Annotated in this window: 14 protein-coding genes; 9 read left to right on the forward strand and 5 right to left on the reverse strand. The window is 70.8% G+C overall.

The features are described 5' to 3' along the window. Window positions 1–50: 50 nt before the first annotated feature. Window positions 51–1,034, forward strand: coding sequence for a hypothetical protein (locus JHN45_RS02945; protein ID WP_201047866.1), 984 nt, complete (start codon window positions 51–53; stop codon window positions 1,032–1,034). Between the two features lie 188 nt (window positions 1,035–1,222). Here the strand turns inward: JHN45_RS02945 and JHN45_RS02950 are convergent, their stop codons facing one another. Then, window positions 1,223–2,146, reverse strand: coding sequence for an expansin EXLX1 family cellulose-binding protein (locus tag JHN45_RS02950; RefSeq protein WP_201047867.1), 924 nt, complete (start codon window positions 2,144–2,146; stop codon window positions 1,223–1,225). A 148-nt stretch (window positions 2,147–2,294) separates the two neighbouring features. On the opposite strand from JHN45_RS02950, the gene JHN45_RS02955 reads away from it, so the two are divergent. Continuing rightward, window positions 2,295–2,828 carry a hypothetical protein gene (locus JHN45_RS02955; protein ID WP_201047868.1) on the forward strand — a complete coding sequence of 178 codons (534 nt, stop codon included), beginning with the start codon at window positions 2,295–2,297 and terminating at the stop codon, window positions 2,826–2,828. 73 nt (window positions 2,829–2,901) lie between these two features. Here the strand turns inward: JHN45_RS02955 and JHN45_RS02960 are convergent, their stop codons facing one another. Then, on the reverse strand, window positions 2,902–3,537 hold the full coding sequence (locus JHN45_RS02960) for a TetR/AcrR family transcriptional regulator (RefSeq protein ID WP_201047869.1): 636 nt from the start codon (window positions 3,535–3,537) through the stop codon (window positions 2,902–2,904). A 144-nt stretch (window positions 3,538–3,681) separates the two neighbouring features. Here JHN45_RS02960 and JHN45_RS02965 point away from each other — a divergent pair, with 144 nt between their 5' ends. The 4 genes from JHN45_RS02965 to JHN45_RS02980 are packed head-to-tail and all read left to right on the forward strand — an operon-like array spanning window position 3,682 to window position 9,360. Continuing rightward, window positions 3,682–4,803, forward strand: coding sequence for a VOC family protein (locus JHN45_RS02965; protein WP_201047870.1), 1,122 nt, complete (start codon window positions 3,682–3,684; stop codon window positions 4,801–4,803). A gap of 28 nt (window positions 4,804–4,831) precedes the next feature. Further along, window positions 4,832–5,770, forward strand: a complete 939-nt coding sequence (locus tag JHN45_RS02970; RefSeq protein WP_201047871.1) for a fumarylacetoacetate hydrolase family protein — start codon at window positions 4,832–4,834, stop codon at window positions 5,768–5,770. Between the two features lie 21 nt (window positions 5,771–5,791). After that, entirely contained in the window at window positions 5,792–7,396 is a 1,605-nt protein-coding gene (locus JHN45_RS02975) for a bifunctional 3-(3-hydroxy-phenyl)propionate/3-hydroxycinnamic acid hydroxylase (protein ID WP_201047872.1), read from the forward strand. After that, the gene (locus JHN45_RS02980; RefSeq protein ID WP_201047873.1) at window positions 7,393–9,360 is read left to right on the forward strand and encodes an acetoacetate--CoA ligase; all 1,968 of its coding nucleotides are present in this window, start codon (window positions 7,393–7,395) and stop codon (window positions 9,358–9,360) included. Before JHN45_RS02975 ends, JHN45_RS02980 begins: the two co-directional genes overlap by 4 nt. A gap of 94 nt (window positions 9,361–9,454) precedes the next feature. On the opposite strand, the gene JHN45_RS02985 is transcribed toward JHN45_RS02980, so the two are convergent. From JHN45_RS02985 to JHN45_RS02995, 3 genes are all read right to left on the reverse strand, one after another. Continuing rightward, window positions 9,455–10,009, reverse strand: a complete 555-nt coding sequence (locus JHN45_RS02985; protein ID WP_236583197.1) for a hypothetical protein — start codon at window positions 10,007–10,009, stop codon at window positions 9,455–9,457. 139 nt (window positions 10,010–10,148) lie between these two features. Then, the gene (locus JHN45_RS02990) at window positions 10,149–11,591 is read right to left on the reverse strand and encodes a carboxylesterase/lipase family protein (protein ID WP_201047874.1); all 1,443 of its coding nucleotides are present in this window, start codon (window positions 11,589–11,591) and stop codon (window positions 10,149–10,151) included. A 64-nt stretch (window positions 11,592–11,655) separates the two neighbouring features. Further along, window positions 11,656–12,942, reverse strand: a complete 1,287-nt coding sequence (locus JHN45_RS02995; RefSeq protein ID WP_236583199.1) for an MFS transporter — start codon at window positions 12,940–12,942, stop codon at window positions 11,656–11,658. Between the two features lie 140 nt (window positions 12,943–13,082). Here JHN45_RS02995 and JHN45_RS03000 point away from each other — a divergent pair, with 140 nt between their 5' ends. The 3 genes from JHN45_RS03000 (at window position 13,083) to JHN45_RS03010 (ending at window position 17,434) form a co-directional block, all read left to right on the forward strand. Next, a complete protein-coding gene (locus JHN45_RS03000; protein ID WP_201047876.1) occupies window positions 13,083–14,336 on the forward strand; it encodes an ROK family transcriptional regulator in 1,254 nt (417 codons plus the stop codon). A gap of 510 nt (window positions 14,337–14,846) precedes the next feature. Next, window positions 14,847–15,854, forward strand: a complete 1,008-nt coding sequence (locus tag JHN45_RS03005) for a LacI family DNA-binding transcriptional regulator (RefSeq protein ID WP_200716516.1) — start codon at window positions 14,847–14,849, stop codon at window positions 15,852–15,854. Window positions 15,855–16,099: 245 nt separating this feature from the next. Beyond that, window positions 16,100–17,434, forward strand: a complete 1,335-nt coding sequence (locus JHN45_RS03010; RefSeq protein WP_200716515.1) for an ABC transporter substrate-binding protein — start codon at window positions 16,100–16,102, stop codon at window positions 17,432–17,434. Window positions 17,435–17,437 lie beyond the last annotated feature (3 nt).

Consider the following 17,437-nt stretch of genomic DNA (forward strand, 5'->3'; position numbering starts at 1 on the left):
GGAGGCCGTGTGACAGGATCGCCTCGATTCGGCTGGACGGGGAGGCCAGGGTGGGGATCTTCGACGGGAGACGCAGGCGCAAGGAGGACCTGGACGCGGAGGCGGCTGTCAAGGAGCGGATATCGCGGGTCATGCCTCTGGTGAAGGATCGGCGCCTGCCCGAGGTCGAGGCGGAACTGCGCGAGTGCCTCGGCGAGGCCGAGCGCCGCTTCGGTGCCGAGCACGCCGTGACGCGACTGGCGCTGTGCCAACTGAGCATCGGGCTGTTGCTGGTCCACCGCGCTGCCGAGGCGGAACCGGGATTTCGCCGCCTCCTCCAGGGGCCGGGCAGAGCACCCCTCGACCAATTCACCACCGACCTGTGGCAGTTGCTCGCCGGCAGTATGTACTGTCAGGGGTGCCACGAGGACGCGGCCCGGGAATACGAAGAGCTGGGCAACGCCCTTTCCGTAGAACTGGATTCATTCCATCCCCTGATGCTCCGCGTGCGCGTCTACCGGGCGTTTCAGTTGTGCCACCTGCGTCGCTTCGAGGAGGCCGAAGCCGAGACGCGGGCGGTCAGCGAGCGGAGCGTTCACGTACCCGCGGCCACGGGCTTCCCCCTGCGGTGGGACGCGGCGCACGGACTCTCGTACGCGCTCACCCGCCAAGGGCGTCCGAAGGAAGGAGAGTCGGTGGCCCGCGAAGCCTTGACCTCCATGCCGGCGCGACAGGCGGACAGTGACGCCCGTCGTTTCGGCCTCGGACAGGATCTTGCCTACGCGTTCAATGCGCAGGGCCGTCATACCGAAGCCCTCGACTGTGTGAGGAGCGCCCGCACGGCCTTCATCGCCTCTCCGGCGTTCGATCCCGCCGAGGCGTCCACGGCTGGGGTGCCCACTGCGGAGGCCCTGTTGGGCCTCGCACGTCATGAGGAAGCGGCTCAGGAGGCCCGTGCCACCATTACGACCCTCACGGAGCTGTACGGCCCCGGGCACGGGTGCGTCCGCGATGCGGCGGAGCTGTTGAGGCAAGCCGGGGCCGAGATCACCTGATGCCTCGCCGCCCCACCCGGGCAAGTCGCTGTGGGCGCGGGTGCGGCCGTCGGATGGCGGAACCCGATGGTCCTGGGCTTGGGAGGCCGAGTCGTCCGGGCGGTCGTGATGGACCTGCGGCCCAGCATCGGCGTGTGCGACGCCGAACGGAGGCGATCCCGGCGGACGCCGCTCCACCCGGCGCGCTTTCAGTGCTTGGCGAACTGAAGCCGCGTGGCCTGTACGACGTCGGGGCGCACCGCGAGCGCGGGAACGGTGAGCTGCTCGCCGTAGATGTCGGTGAGCCGGATCGAGCCGCCGCAGCCGCTGCCGCTCTCGGAGAGGAAGTAGTTGTAACTGGCGCGCGGCAGTTGACGCCAGGTGCCGCCCGCGAGGACCTCCAGGCGGGCCAGCGGATTGCGGTGGCCGATCGCCTGGATACCGCACCAGTACCGGCTGGACCCGGTCTTGTAGCGGATCGAGATCGTGTCGGAGGTGCTGGGGCTCACCAGGTTCCAGGTGATCGGGATCCGGCCGGCCGAAGGGCTGGCGAGCTTGGCGAAGGCCTGCGCGCTGAGGTCGATCTGCCCCGGCGCGCAGTCCCCCGGGCACTCGTTGGTGATCCGCACGGTGACGGTGGCACCGCCGGCCGCGTGGACGAGCACATACGCCCCGCAGGCCTTGGACGACTCGTAGTCGGCGGTGTTCATCGCACCGGTCAGGACTTCGTCGCCCGGGTCGTAGAGACAGGCACCGGCGCCGCCGTCCGCGTCGTAGAAGGTGGCGACGCCTCGGTACGTGACGCCCGGCCGGATGCGACCCGCCAACGAGGCGGTGCCGGCGGCCTGTTGGCGGGCCTTCGTGGCCGACGGGCCGGCCGAGTGGGCGGACGCTGTCGCCGACGGCTTCTTGGACGCGTCGGTCGCGTGCGCGGACGGCGACGCGGAGGCGGTCGAAGTGCCGGTCGCGGACGGGGAGTTCGTCGCGGATCCGGTGGCGGCGGGTGCGGTGGACGCGTGTCCCGCCTCGGTCTTCACGTCCTCGCCGCTCTTGTCACCGGGCAGCAGCACCAGGGCGAGCGACACGACGATGAGCACCGCGGCCGCCGACAGAAACAGCCACCGCTTGGACACCGGACCTCCTCGACAGCCATCCCCCGTTCCCCGGAGCAATGGAGGAGGTGATCGTGCCAGCCCCGGGGGGAGGGCGGCAAGCCCTTTCTGCAGATACGCAGTTGGGGCGGGTGTCGAGCGAAGTGGCGGATGTGGATTGAATACGGCCATGGACTCCCCGATCTGGGCCGCACTGTCGGTCGCCGAACGTTCCGCCGTGGACGAGCTGATCCGGCGGGACCACCGCCTCCCGGCACTCGCCCGCATGCGTGAGGCCTTCCCGGCCGAATCCAGGCCGGGGTTGTACGAGACGCTGGACGTGGTGGCTGAGCGCTACCGGGAGCTGGGCATGAGCTTCGAGCGGCGCCCGACCCCGCCACTGGACCTGGCGGCGCTCACGGAACAGGTCGAGGCGCTGCCCGGCCGGACGGTGGCCATCGAAGCGATGTGGGACGGCGACAGCGACGGCTGGTGCGTGGACCTCATGGCCCACACGGACGCCCCCGTCGCCGAGCACCGGCTCGCCGTCATCCGGCACGGCGGTGACCTGCGGCTGTTCAACGGCACGGTCCCGCCGTGGCCCGAAGCGCGGGAGGCGCAGACGGTCGGCCGTGCACTGGCCGAACGGTTCGGCGTGCCGTTCCACTTCGCCGGCCCCGACGAGCCCGAGATCGACGCCCCGCGCTGGAGAACCAGTTCGTGAGCCGGCGCTACTGCCGCGCGGCCGGACGCCGTCGGTGGTTCGGAGGTGGTCACCTCCAGGGCCGTACCCGATCTCAGCCGAGATCGGGCAACGGGCGCCGGGCGACGACGCGGGCGTCCTCCGGGGGGACACCGAGCATGCGCAGCAGCATCTCGGCCAGCTGGGAGGCGGCCTCGTCCCCGTCGAGATCGGGGCGGGCGAATCGCAGCTGAACCAGGGCCAGCAGAGAACCGCCCAGCACGGTCAGGGCGACGGTCGGGTCGCCGATGGTGAACCGGCCCGAGGCGATGCCGGCCTCCAGGTCACGCACGGCACGCGGCGCCAGGCCGGAGTCGGAGTGGATGTGGCCGAGGCCGCGGTGGCGCAGGACCTGCATCAGTTCCGGGCGTGAGTCGGCCAGGCGCGCGCTGAGGCGGAAGCCGGCGGCCACGAGCTCTGCGGGGTCGTCGATGTCCTGGAGGTGTTCGTCGAAGGCCTGGCCGAGCTCGTCGAGGGCGTCGACGACGGCCGCGTCGAACAGTTCCATCTTCGACTCGAAGTGGTTGTAGAAGGAGCCGAAGCCGACGTCCGCGCGTTCCGCGATGGTCTGGATACTCGCGCTGGTGTCCCCGGTCTCGGCGAGGATCTGCCGGGCCGCCCTGATCAGGGCCTGGCGGGTCTCGGCGCGACGGCGTTCGAAGCGGTTGCGGGGCGGGGCTGACGTCGGCATACGCGCGAGCTTAGCAACAGGGACCCGCATCCCACAGTTCTGATGAATTCATCAATTTACCCGGGTGAAACTATTGACGATCGACAGGTCAAAGCTGATGATTCCATCAATCAGTGAGGCGACCCGGAAGCCCGGAGGAGAACCATGGACGTCAGGACGGCCCACCAGGACCTCCACAGTGCGCGGGGCGCCCTGCGCGGCGAGCATCCCGGGCGGTCCCGGAACCCCGTGATCAAAGTGGCGGACCTCGCCTGGCTGGAGTTCGAGAAACCCGACCTGGACCGCGCCGAGGTCTTCGCCCGCGACTTCGGCTTCGGAGTCGCCGCCCGCACCCCGGACGAGCTGTGGCTGCGCGGCACCTTCGCGGGCTCCCCCTGCATGGTGATCCGGCGCGGCCGTACGTCCCGTTTCATCGGCCCGGCGTTCCGCGCCGCCGAGCGTGCCGACCTGGACCGGCTGGCCCGGGCGACGGGCACGGACGTACGGGACTCCGATGTACCCGGCGGCGGCGGGTCCGTGAGTCTCCTCGACCCCTCGGGCTTCCCGGTCCGCGTCGTGCACTGCGCCGAATCGCTGCCCGCTCTCCCCGAACAGCGGCCGCTGCTCCTCAACTTCGGCACCGATCACCGCCGTACGAACGTCACGCAGCGACCTCCTCGGGAGCCGTCCCGCATCCAGCGCCTGGGTCATGTGGTCGTGGAGACTAGGGTGTTCGGCCGCGCGCTGGACTGGTACCTGGACACACTCGGCATGATCGTGTCCGACTTCCTGTTCCTGGACGGGCAGCGCGACCGTGGCCCCACCATGGCCTTCATCCGCTGCGACCTGGGCAGCGTGCCCGCCGACCACCACACCCTGGCCATGCACCTCGGCCCGGGCAACGGGTACGTCCACTCCGCCTACCAGGTCACCGACCTGGACGCCATCGCCGTGGGCGGCGAGTACCTCAACGAACGCGGCTACCAGCGGAGTTGGGGCATCGGACGGCACATCCAGGGCAGCCAGCTCTTCGACTACTGGCGCGACCCCGACCACTTGATGCTGGAGCACTTCGCCGACGGCGACCTCTTCACCCGCGACCTGGAACCCGGCTGGGCTCCCATGTCCACCAGCGGCCTCGCCCAGTGGGGCCCGCCTGCCACCCGCGACTTCCTCGGCGCGAGCCCTTCCCCGCGACGGGTCCGCGAGGTGGTCCAGGCCCTGCGCGGTGACAACGAGATGGACCCGGCACGCCTGCTGGGCCTGCTCAGGGCCGCCAACTCCTGACCCCCAACCCCCTGACAGAGGCACCGACATGAGCACCAACGTCCTGCGCACCGCCGACGGCTGGTGGGTGGTGCGCGACTCACGCGCCGTCCGCATCGACACCAAGGCAGTCACCACCGCCGAACTCCTGGCAGACCGCGATGCCGTACGAGAGACCGCCGCGAGCGGCGGGGCGGGCACCCCGGTGGCCGACCTCGTGGCCCTCTCCCCCGTCACCACTCCCTGCCGGGTCGTCGCCCAGATGGTCAACTACCGCAGCCACGCCCGCGATTCGGGCTTCTCCGGCGACATCCCGGCCACCTTCTTCCGCAAGGCGTCCGGCTCGGTCAGCGGCCCCGACGACGCGATCGTCCGCCCCTCCCACGTGAACTTCCTCGACTACGAGGTCGAACTGGGCCTCGTCATGGGGGCGTTGCTGCCCGTGGGCACCGTGGTGGAGGAGCGGGACCTGCCGTCGTACGTCGCCGGGCTCGTCGTCACCGACGACGTCAGCGCGCGGGACGTACAGCTGACGAAGACGCAGTTCTACGAGAGCAAGTCGTATCCCACGTTCACGCCGACCGGGCCCTATCTCAGCCTGCTGGAACCGGAGGACTTCGGCCATCTCCTCGACCTGCGGCTGCGGTTGAGCGTCAACGGGGAGCTGCGGCAGGACCGCACGCTCGCCGACATGATCGTGCGTCCCGCGCGGGCGCTCACACTGCTGGCCCGGTTCCAGACGCTGGAGCCCGGCGACCTGCTGCTGACCGGTACCCCGGGAGGCACCGCGCTGAAGGCCCCGCCGAAGGCCGTGGAGAAGCTCGGCGCGCTGTTGCCGCCGGCGGTGAAGTGGAAGGCGTTCTTCAAGAGCCAGGCGAAGAACCCGCACTACCTGCGCCACGGCGACCGGATCACCGCCACCATCGCCACCCCGGACGGACGCATCGACCTGGGCGAGCAGCACACCTCCGTGACCGACGCGACCTGAAACCCTTGAAGTGAGCCGCACATGAGTGTCGAGACCGACTCGGCGGAGATACCCGTGGTGATCGTCGGAGCCGGGCCCGTGGGCGTGACCGCTGCCCTTCTGCTCGCCCGGCACGGCGTCCGGAGCGTCGTCCTGGAACGCCACCAGGACGTCTACCCGCTGCCGCGCGCCGTCGCCGCGGACGACGAGGTACGCCGGATTCTCCAAGCCGCGGGCGTGGACGGAGAGTTCGACGCCATCGCCCGGCCCGCGCGCGGGCTGCGGCTGCTGGACGCCCGGCACCGGGTGATGGCCGAGTTCTCCCGCGCCGCACAGGGCCCGCATGGCTTCCCGCAGACCAGCATGTTCGACCAGCCCGCGCTGGAACGCGTGTTGCGCGCCGCACTGGCAGCCGCCCCGGAATGCGAGCTGCGGACGGGGGCGGAGGTCACCGGCGTCGAGCAGGACGGCGCAGGACCGGTCCAAGTGACGTACCGCGGGACCGAGGGCGACCACGTGCTGCTCGCGGACGCCGTACTCGGCTGCGACGGGGCCGGCAGCGTCACCCGCGCCGCCGTCGGTTCGCGATGGGAGGATCTGCGCTTCGAAGAGCGCTGGACGGTCGTCGACGTGCGCACCAGCCTCCCGGTCCGCTGCTGGGAGGGCGTGGACCAGGTCTGCGACCCGGCGCGCCCGGCGACGTTCATGCGGATCGGCGAGGACCGCTACCGCTGGGAATTCCGGCTTCCGGACGACACACGACTGGATCACGAACGGTTGCGGGAGCTGGTCGCGCCCTGGGTGGACCTCTCCGCCGGCGCCGACTTCGAGGTGGTGCGGCAGGCGCGGTACACCTTCCGGGCCCGCACGGCCGACCGCTGGCGCAGTGGCCGTGTCTTCCTCCTCGGTGACGCCGCCCACCTCACCCCGCCGTTCATCGGACAGGGACTGTGCGCCGGCCTGCGCGACGCCCGCAACCTGAGCTGGAAGCTGGCCCGGTTCCTCCAACAGGGCGCCGAGGAGCGGCTGTTGGAGACCTACGAAAGCGAACGCAAGCCCCACGCCCGCCGCATGATCCGCCTCGCGGTCGCGATGGGCTGGGCCATGACCGGCGGCCAGGACGGCGCCGCCGCCCTCCGCCGCGGCGCACTCAGCGCGGCCGTCCGCATACCGGGGCTCAGCACGGCGGCGGCACGCGACCTCACCCCGCCCCTGACGGCGGGACCGCTCGTCCGACGCCCGTCACGCCTCGGCCGACGCGGTCCGGTCGGCGGCTTCTGCCCACAGCCCTGGGTGAACGTCGGCGGTCGGCCAACGCGCCTCGACGAACTGCTCGGCGACTTCTTCGCGGTACTGGCCCTCGCTCCTCCGCCGCCCACTGTGACGGCGGTCGCCGACGGCATCGGCGCCCGCATCCTGTCCGTGACCGACCTGGACGACGACGGGGGCCTCGCGACGTGGCTGCGCGAGGGACGGGCTGAGGCCGTGCTGCTGCGCCCGGACCGCGTCGTGATGGACGTCGTCCCGACCGGCGGCCACGACTTCACGGGGACGGCCGGCTGGGCGTCCCTGCTGCACACCTCCCGAAGGCCTCTCCCCGCCCAACGGGCCACCCGGAACACCTTGTTGAGGAGCACGACACGATGACCACGTCCCACCCGGAACCGTTCTTCACTCCCGACACCGAGGTCGCCGCCGGCAGTCGCATCGCGGACTTCGCGCGCGGCGTCGGGATGGATGGTTCGGACTACGCCGCCCTGCACCGCTGGTCGGTCACCGATCTGACCGGCTTCTGGGGAGCCGTGTGGGAGTACTTCGGCGTCGACGCGGACACGCCGTACGAGGAGGTGCTGGCCGAGGAGATCATGCCGGGCACCCGCTGGTTCACCGGCGCCACCCTGAACTACGCCCACCACGCCCTGCGCAACCTCGCGGACGACGACGTGGCGATCATCGCCCTCGACGAGACCGGCTCCCGCTACCAGGTGACCGGGAAGCGGCTGCGCGATCAGGTCGCTTCGGTGGCCGCGACCCTGCGGGACCTGGGCGTCGGCACGGGTGACCGCGTCGTCGGCTACCTCCCCAACACCCCGCACGCGATCGTCGCCTTCCTCGCCACCGCGAGCCTGGGCGCCGTGTGGTCCGTGTGCGGGCAGGACTACGCGCCGACGGCCGCCGCCAACCGCTTCGCCCAGCTCGAACCCACCGTCCTGATCGCCGCCGACGGCTACCTCTTCAACGGCACCACGCACGACCGCCGCGACGCCGCCCTCGAACTCGCCCGCGGGCTAACGACGTTGAAGGCCACTCTGCTCGTGGACCACATGGGCCTGCCGTGGCCCGCGCGGAACTACCCGTCGCCGGTCATTTCGTGGGAGGACGCCTCCACCCGTGCCGAGCGACTCGCCTGTACGGCCGTGCCGTTCGACCACCCGCTGTGGGTCGTCTTCTCCTCCGGCACCACCGGCCTCCCCAAGGGCATCGTCCACGGGCACGGCGGTGTCCTGCTGGAACACCTGAAGACCCTGGGACTGCACTCCGACCTCGGCCCCGGCGACCGGCTGCTCTGGTACACCACCACCCACTGGATGATGTGGAACCTGGTCGCCTCCACCCTCCTCACCGGCGCGACCACCTGCACCTACGACGGCAGCCCCGCACCACTCGCCCGACCGGACGTCCTGTGGGAACTCGCCGCCCGGCACCGCGTGACCGTCTTCGGCACCAGCCCCCAATTCCTCCTGGGCATGGCCAAGTTCGGCATCGACCCCGCCGCCGCGCACGACCTCTCCTCGATCCGTGTCGTCGGCTGCACCGGCTCCGCCCTGCCCGCCTCCGCCTACCCGTGGGTCCGCGACCACGTCGCCGGGCACGCTCTGCTCGCCTCCATCAGCGGCGGCACCGACATCGTCTCCGGGTTCGCCGGCAGCGCGCCCAACACCCCGGTCTGGGCGGGTGAGTTGTCCGCGCCCCACCTGGGTGTGGCGCTCGCCGCCCACGACGCCGAGGGTTTCCCGGTGCGGGACGAGGTCGGCGAACTCGTCGTCACCCGGCCCATGCCGTCCATGCCGCTGTACTTCTGGAACGACCCCGACGGCACCCGCTACCGCGAGGCGTACTTCACCGCCTACCCCGGCGTGTGGCGCCACGGCGACTGGATCACCCTCACCTCTCACGGCTCGGTCGTCGTCCACGGCCGCTCCGACTCCACCCTCAACCGCCACGGAGTACGGCTGGGCAGCGCCGACATCCACGACGTCGTCGAGCAACTCCCCGAGATCACGGAGGCGTTGGTCATCGGGGCAGAGGAGCCCGACGGCGGCTACTGGATGCCGCTGTTCGTCGTCCTCGCGGCCGGCGCGCGTCTCGACGACGCCCTCCGCGACCGCATCCGCGACGCGCTCCGCAGCGGCGCCTCGCCCCGACATGTCCCCGACGAGATCCTCGAAGTCACTGCGATCCCCCACACCCGTACCGGCAAGAAGCTCGAAGTCCCCGTCAAGCGACTGCTCCAGGGCCACGCCGTGGAGCAGGTCGTCAATCCCGACGCTGTCGATGCCCCTGCGCTGCTCGACTACTTCGTCCGGCTGGGCGCCGAGCGTCGTGGGTGAGTTGTACAGGTGTTGCGCGCGAGCCCGGCCCGGGCCGCGATCTTTCGAGCTGAGCGGCGCGCCCTCGGTACCGGGCGGGGCCCTAAGCCGGAGCTCACCGGCCCTCGAACCCCTCGGCCCGGCTCCAGTTGAGCGTGGTGCTCCTCCCGAAGACCACCCGCTGTCCGTCCTCGGAGACCGTGGCACGCTCCCAGCCGTCGAAGTTCCTCGTGACGTCGACGCTCCAGTCGGTCAGGTCGCCGACACCGACGGCCGCGAGGGACTCGGTCGGTGGCTCGCCGTCGTAGCAGTAGGGGCCGAAGTCGGCGATGGCCGCGACGGTTCCGTTGTCGGTGCGCAGGTGGATGCCCTGGCAGGCGTCGGTCGTCGTGCGGTAGATGACCTTTGGTACGGTCCAGGCCTTCGCCCGGGGGCTGTAGTGCTGCTCGACGAGCCCCTTGCCCCGCCGGTAGTGCAGGGCCACGCGGCGGCCGTCACCGAGTTCCACCACGGCGTCGTACGGGCTTGGACTGCCGGTCCAAGGGAGGTCGCTCTTCTCCAGTTCGGAGGCGTAGGCCGTGGACTCCGGCGAGGCTGGGGCACTCCCAGAGGGTTGTCTCACCGGCGCCGAGGTCTGATGCGCGCACGCCACCGCCAGAGTCAGAGTCATGAGCACGCCGAGCATCCCTCTGACCGGCGCCCTCATGGCGGGCTTGTGCATACGTGCCTCCCGTCGCTCCGCCGCAGCATAAGGGCGACTCGCAACGGACCTCCGCCACCGGCCTGGCAGCAGCGGAGGTCCAGCCGCTTCAAGGAGTGGTCGGCGCTCCGGTCCAGATGCGGCGCTCCGCGCTCAGCGGGTCGTCCAGTGTGTGCGGGGTGGTGTCCCAAGTCATCGTGGTGCGGCGCTTGTCGGTGTAGCGAGGCCACTCGGGGCCCGGGTCGAGGTCGCGGACGAAGGCGACCCAGGCTCCGTGCATCGCGTCGGCGAGGGACTGGGGCGGATGCGGGCCCGTCGCGGCCGTGACGCGCTCGGCGTCGAGGAGGTCGAACGCGAAGGGGATCTCGACGCAGTGGGCGGCGCTTCCATAGGTGAAGTGGTAGAGCCAGGTGGGGAGTTCGTGGTGTGCGCGGGTTTCGGCGAGGGCGAGTGAAGGGCCCCGGAAGATGGCGTCGGTGAGGGCCTGGCCCACGCGTTGTGCCGGGTCGTCGTCGCTGTGGAGGGTGACGTAGGCGGTCACGGACTCCGGGGCCAACCCGTTCGCGGCCAGCACGGCTTGTACGGCCTCGATCGGTGCGGGAGCCTCTGCCGCACCGGTCCCGACCGGCGGGTTGAACTCCCGCCGGGTGAAGCCGAGCAACAGCGGGACGGGAGCGGCGCTGCCGTCGGCGAAGGCCTCGGGCACGGGGACGGGGATCAACTCCCCGTCGGCAAAGGGTGCCAGTGTCAGCCCGGCCTCCGGAGTGGCCAAGGCGTCCTGGAGCGCGAGCAGTTCCTCGACGGCCAGGTCGCGGAGCGCGGAAGCGAGGGCGGGGACACCCGTACGTTCCGTCAGGCGGGCCGAGTCGGCGAGTGCGTCGCGTCGGCGCTGGGGGGACCTGACCGCGCCGGACTGGGAGATCGCGGCGCGGAAGAGCCCGTGGGCGGCGGGAGTCGCCATCAGGGTCTGCGCGGCGCCGCCGCCGGCCGACTGTCCGGCGACCGTGACCTTCGCGGGGTCGCCGCCGAACGCGTCGATGTTGTCGCGTACCCAGGTCAGTGCGGCGATCCAGTCGAGCACGCCGCGGTTGTCGGGGGCGTCGTCGAGGTGGAGGAAGCCCTCGATGCCGAGGCGGTAGCCGATCGACACCAGGACGACTCCGTCGCGGGTGAAGGCCGAGCCGTCGTACCAGGGGCTGGCGGCGGATCCGGCGACATAGCCGCCGCCGTGGATCCAGACGAGGACCGGCAGGCCCGCGCCCGGTTGCGGGTCGGGGGTGAAGACGTTGAGGTTGAGGACTCCGTCGCCCGGTATCGAGGGTTCGGGGATGGTGGTGGGGCCGTCGAGGATGAAGGGACGGCGCTGCGCGGTGGGCCCGTACCGGGTGGCGTCGAGCGGTTCGGTCCACGGCTCGGGCGGGACGGGGGCGGCGAAGCGGAGGTCGCCGACCGGGGGCTTGGCGTAGGGGATGCCGAGGAAGCGGGCGGTGGCGTGCCGCCACGTCCCGAGGACGGGTCCCTGGGACGTGGCGGCGATCACGGACTGGGGCACGGAGCAACTTCCTTGTGGAGGTGGGTGGTTAACAGGTGACGGCCGAAGTGTCGTGCCTGGCGCGTTACTTGACGCTCTTGATCGGCCGGATGGCGAGCGCGCTGATCAGTACGACGGCCATGGCGAAGGCGAACAGGACGCGGTAGCCAGGCAGTTTGTCGCTGCCTGCAGCGAAGGAGGTGATCAGTACGGAGGCGATGATCGGGCCGAGTGCCTGCGGGATGTTGGTGGCGATGTTGAGGATGCCGAGGTCCTTGCCGGCGGCCGAGCCCTTGGGCAGAACCTCGGTCATCAGGGCCATGTCCAGCGACATGTATGTACCGAAGCCCATGCCGCTCACCAGCGCGTAGGCGTACATCGCGGGCAGGGTGGGGCTGAGCAGCGGGATGGCCATGGAGAGAGCGAGCAGGACCGACGCGCCGATCACGAAGATCTTGCGGCGGCCGGTGCGGTCGGAGATCTTCGCGGCCGGGACGGCGGCGACGAGGGTGCCGACGAGGGCGAGGACGGACATCAACTGCTGGGCGCTGTCGACCGCGTCGCCGTCGAGGCCGACATAGTCCTGGAGGGCGTAGCGCTGGTAGGTGGCGACACCCCAGTAGCCGAGGATGAAGGCCATGCGGGCCACGAACGCCCAGGCGAAGTCGGGGTGTTGGCGTGGAGAGACCCAGAAGCCGGTGAGGAACTCCCGCCAGGAGAAGGGCTCCGCGGGTTCGGGGCGCGTGCGGTCCCGGTTGAGCAGGACGAACGCGAGCACGGTCACGAGGACGATCGCCGCGATGACGCCGTAGCCGAGGCCGAGGCGTCCGGCGTAGCGGGCGGCGAGGATCACACCGAGGGTGGCGCCGAGGTTGGAGCCGAGACCGACGAAGGCGGAGACGATGCCGAACCGGCGGGGAGCCACCCGGTCGGCCATGACGGCGGTGAGCGGGGCCTGAATTACGTTCAGCAGCACCTGGACGGCGACCCACAGCAGGGTGAGCCAGAGCAGGGTGGTGGCGTGGGAGATGGCCAGCAGGGTGAGGACCGCGCCGACGGCGCCGAACAGCATCCAGGGGGTGCGGCGGCCGAGGCGGCCCCGGGTGCGGTCGGAGATGGCACCGATGATCGGCTGGGCGAAGAGCGTGACGATGGACGAGGTCATCGTCACCAGGGCGAGGTTCGATTCCTTCGCGGCGGCGTCGAGGTTCTGGATCTGGGTGGGAAGCAGAACGACGACGAGGCCGGCGTAGGCGGTGTAGAGAGCGGCGAATCCCGCACCCATCGACCACATCAGGACGTTGACCTGGGAGCGGCCCAGGGTGTCGTCCGTTTGGGATGTGGCGGGGGCGGAAGAGGTCGAAGCGGACAAGGACGCCTCCACGGGGACGGACCGGCTTCGTTGCCGGTGTCGGGAGTATGGACTCGCCCATTTATTTATTTCAAGACTCGAAAAAATATATCTTGGCCACCTTGACCGGATCACCCAGCGCCGGAGGCACAATCGTGCATGTGAACGCCCCCGCCGACTCGACCGACGTACGACGCCGCAATCTGGCCCTGGTGCTGCGGTATCTCGACGCCCACGGCCCCTGCGCCCGTACCGAGGTCGCCGCCGGGACCGGTCTTGTGCACGCCTCCGTCACCGCGCTCGTCGCGGAACTCATCGACCGCGGCCTGGTCCGCGAGGCGGGTTCGGTTCCGTCCGGCGGCCGGGGCCGGCCCAGGCGGCTGCTGCGGCTGGTGCCCGAGCGCGTGGTCGTCCTCGCCGCGCAGGTGACCCTGGAGTCCGTGCACGTCATGGCGGCCGACTTCCGCGGCCATGTCCTGCACCGCGAGTCGGCGCCGCACCACGCGCCGTACGGCGATCCGCGCGCCCTGGCCGCGGTCATCGGATGTGTCGCGCGGGCGGCCGGGGCGGCGGTCCGGGACGCCTCACCGGACGCCCATGTCGCCCAACTCACCGTCGCCATGGCCGGACCTGTCGTCGGACCCGGCCAACTCGTGGCCGCGGCCATCGACTTCGGCTGGCACAGCACCGACCTCCGCGCCCTGGTGGTCGAGCAACTCCCCGGTCTCGACTGCCCGGTCGCTGTGGTCAACGACGCCAATATGGCGGCCCTGGCCGAGTACCACGCCCTCGCGGCCGACGGCGTGCAGCACCCGGAGACCGTCGCCTACATCAAGGCCGACACCGGAGTCGGCGGCGGTCTGCTCGTCAACGGCCGGGTGCACAGCGGGAGTCACGGCATGGCGGGCGAGATCGGGCATCTGCCGATCGCCCTCGACGGTCCCGAATGCCGGTGCGGCACCAGGGGTTGCCTCGCGATGTACATCGGGCCCGAACCCCTCATCCACGCGGCCGGGTTGGACGCCGTCGCCGAGGCGCAGGGGGGCGAGGCCGCGCTCGCCGAGCTTGACCGTCGGCTGCGTGCGGGCGACCCGGACGCGACCGCCGCGCTCGGCGCCGCCGGGCACGCCCTGGGTGCGGCCGTCCTCGGTGTCTGCGGTGTCACCGACGTCGGCGAGATCATCCTCGGCGGCTACCTCGCCACCTGGGCCGCGTGGCTCCGCCCCGGCCTGGACGTCCGCCTGGCCGGACGCCGCGCCCTGGCGCCGGACACCCAGCCGGCCATCACCTTCGGCGTCCTCGGCACGGAGGCGACACTCCGCGGCGCGTTCCAGACCTGCCGCGACGCTCTTCTCGACGACCCCACCAGCGTGCCGACCCTCCCCCGGACCCCGGTCGCCGCGACGTCCCCATAGCCCCGCGACCATACGGCGGCGGACCCTCCCCGCCGCCCGTCGCCATGGCCGCAGAGCGCCCCGACACCCGCGCCGCCGGGCGCCTCCGGCCGGTGGCCGTCGCTCCGTCCGGCCGCTCCGGACCTGCCACGACACCCTTCCCGACGACCCCACCAGCGTCCCGACCGCACCCCGAACCCCGGTCGCCGCGACGTCCCCGTAGCGGCACCGCCGTACGGCGGCAACGCCGCCCCCGCTGCCCCGCCAGCCCTGGCCGGCGCCGCCCACCGCTGGCCGTCGCCTCCTCCGGCCGCCCCGGACCTGCCACAACACCCTCCCCGACGACCCCACCAACGTCCCGACCGCACCCCGAACCCCGGTCGCCGCGACGTCCCCGTAGCTGTGCGGCCCCACGGCAGCGAGGCCGGCCCCACTGCCCGTCGGTGGCCATCGCTTCGTTCGGCCGCCTCGCTACGTGCATACTCGGGCCTTGCGCGCGCACCGGCGTTCGCGAGAAGCGGGAGGTGGGCGATGGTGCTGCCATCAACAGCGGGGACCGAGCCCCGGAAAATCACGATCAATGACGTCGCCAAGTCGGCCGGGGTTTCCCGGCAGACCGTGTCACGGGCGCTCAACGACAAGGGCGAGATCGACGTCGACACCAAGCAGCGGGTGCTCGACGCAGCCCGTGCGCTCGGGTACCGCCCGAGTCGGTTCGCCCGCGGTCTGGTCCGGCAGGACACGATGACGATCGGGCTGGTCATCCCCGACCTGCTCAACCCGTTCTTCACCGAGGTCGCCGCCGCCGCGCTGGAGGCGGCCAGGGCCCGTGGCTGGCAGGTCGTCGTGTACGACACCGGCGACCGGGCGGAGGAGGAACTGGGCACGCTCCAGGTGATCAGCTCCCAAGTGGACGCGGTCATCGGCTACTTCAGCTGTGCCGAGAGCGAGTTGGAGAAGTTCACGCGGGGCATGCCGGTGGTGCTCATCGGCCGGGAGCAGCGGACGCGGTTCAGCGCGATCACGATCGACGGCTCGGAGGGCGTGCACGCGGCGGTCGCGCATCTGGTCGCGCAGGGGCACACCAGGATCGGCATGCTCGACCACCACACCCGCGCCGAGCCGAGCATCCGGCACGAGTGGTTCACGACGGCCGCGGCGGCACACGGGATCGACCCGGGCCTGGTGGTCGGCGCGGACCAGACCGCCGACGGCGGCGGGGAGGCGCTCCGGGCCATGCTCGCCGCCCACCCAGACGTCACCGCGGTCTTCACGTTCAACGACATCATCGCGATCGGCGCCCTGCGGGAGGCCCGCCGACTGGGCCGGAACGTCCCGCACGAGCTGGCGGTCATCGGCTTCGACGGTCTGCAGCTCGGCGCACTGGTCGAGCCCCCGCTCACCAGCGTCGCCCTCGACACGCGCGGGCTCGGCGCCCTCGCCATCGAGCAGATCGCGCGGCTGCTGTCCGGCGCGGAGGCGCTGGCGGCCGACGAGCTGGTCGTACAGGGCGAACTGCGGCTGAGCGGCTCCGCCTGACCCGCACGGGTGCGCATCCGGTCCGAATGTCTTGACACTCCCCCGCGCCGGAGCGCAAACTTCCGAACATTCGCAACACACTTGAAACAGGTTTCGCACAGAGAGTCCCGTGAGCGCTCACGGGAGCGCTCACGGAGACCTCGTACCGCAACAAAATGGTGTACCCACTCCAGCAGGAATCCCTCCCGGGGGATCAGCACCGAGCCGCCTAGCACCGCCGCTAGTCGTTGTCTGGAACGGAAACTATGAGCAGCAGAATCACTCGCTTCCGCCTCGCCGTCGTCGCCGTGGCCGCCAGTGTCTCCGTAGTCGCCGGATGCTCGTCATCCACGACGTCGGCCAAGACATCCGCGACCTCCTGCGCCCCCGCGAAGGGCAAGGTCACCCTCCAGTACTGGAACACCGTTCCGGGCATGGACAAGGTGGTCGCCCTGTGGAACAAGAAGAACCCGAACATCCAGGTCGAGACGAAGAACATCTCCAACGACCAGTACGGCATCCTCAGCAACGCCCTCAAGGCGGGCAAGGCCCCCGACCTCTCCCAGGTCGGCTACGACGAACTCCCCAACCTGCGCACCCAGAGCGCGTTCATGGACGCGTCGGCCTGCTCGGCGGCCACGGCGGCCAAGTCGAAGTTCGTGCCGTGGACCTGGTCGCAGGCCAGCTTCGGCAACACCGGCGTGTTCGCCATGCCGCAGGACACCGGCCCGATGGCCCTCTACGTCCGAAGCGACATCTTCAAGAAGTACGACATCGCGATCCCGACGACCTGGGACGAGTACGCGGCCGCCGCGGCGAAGCTGCACAAGGCGGACTCGAAGCTCGACATCACCTTCTTCGACCCGAACAACGCCGAGTGGTTCAACGGGCTTCTCTGGCAGAACAACGCCCAGATGTACAGCTACTCCGGCGACAAGTGGCAGGTCACGGTCGCCTCGGACCAGAGCAAGCAGGTCGCCGACTACTGGCAGAAGCTGATCGCCGGCAAGCTCGTGCGCACCGACCTCGCCAACGGTTCGACGCAGATGTACGCGGCGTACCAGAAGGACCAGATCGCCAGCTACGTCGGCGCCGCCTGGGGCTACAGCATGTTCCGCGACAACCTCCCCAAGCAGGCCGGCAAGTGGACGATCGTCCCGATGCCGACGTGGGGTTCGGACGGCGCCTCCGGTGACTGGGGCGGTTCGACCGTCGCGTTCATGAAGGGCAGCAAGCACCTCTACGAGTCGGTCAAGTTCAACACCTGGCTCAACACCGACCCTGAGGCCCTCGCGCTGGAGAACCAGCTCGGCGGCCTGTACCCGGCGGCCAACGCCGGGCTCCAACTCCCCGCGCTGTCCAAGGGAGTTCCGTACTACAACAACGAGAAGATCTTCGACGTCTTCGCCGACTCGTCCAAGAAGATCAACACCAGTTTCGCCTGGGGCCCGACCCAGAAGACGGTGAACCTGGCGCTGCAGGACGCGATGGCCAAGGCGGCGGCCGGGAGCGGCACGCTCTCCGACGCCCTGGCGACGGCTCAGGCAGCCGCGCTCAAGTCGATGAAGGATCAGGCGATCCCGGCAGCGGCGGGCAAGTGACCG

The organism is Streptomyces sp. MBT53, from assembly GCF_016654115.1.
Lineage (GTDB): Bacteria > Actinomycetota > Actinomycetes > Streptomycetales > Streptomycetaceae > Streptomyces.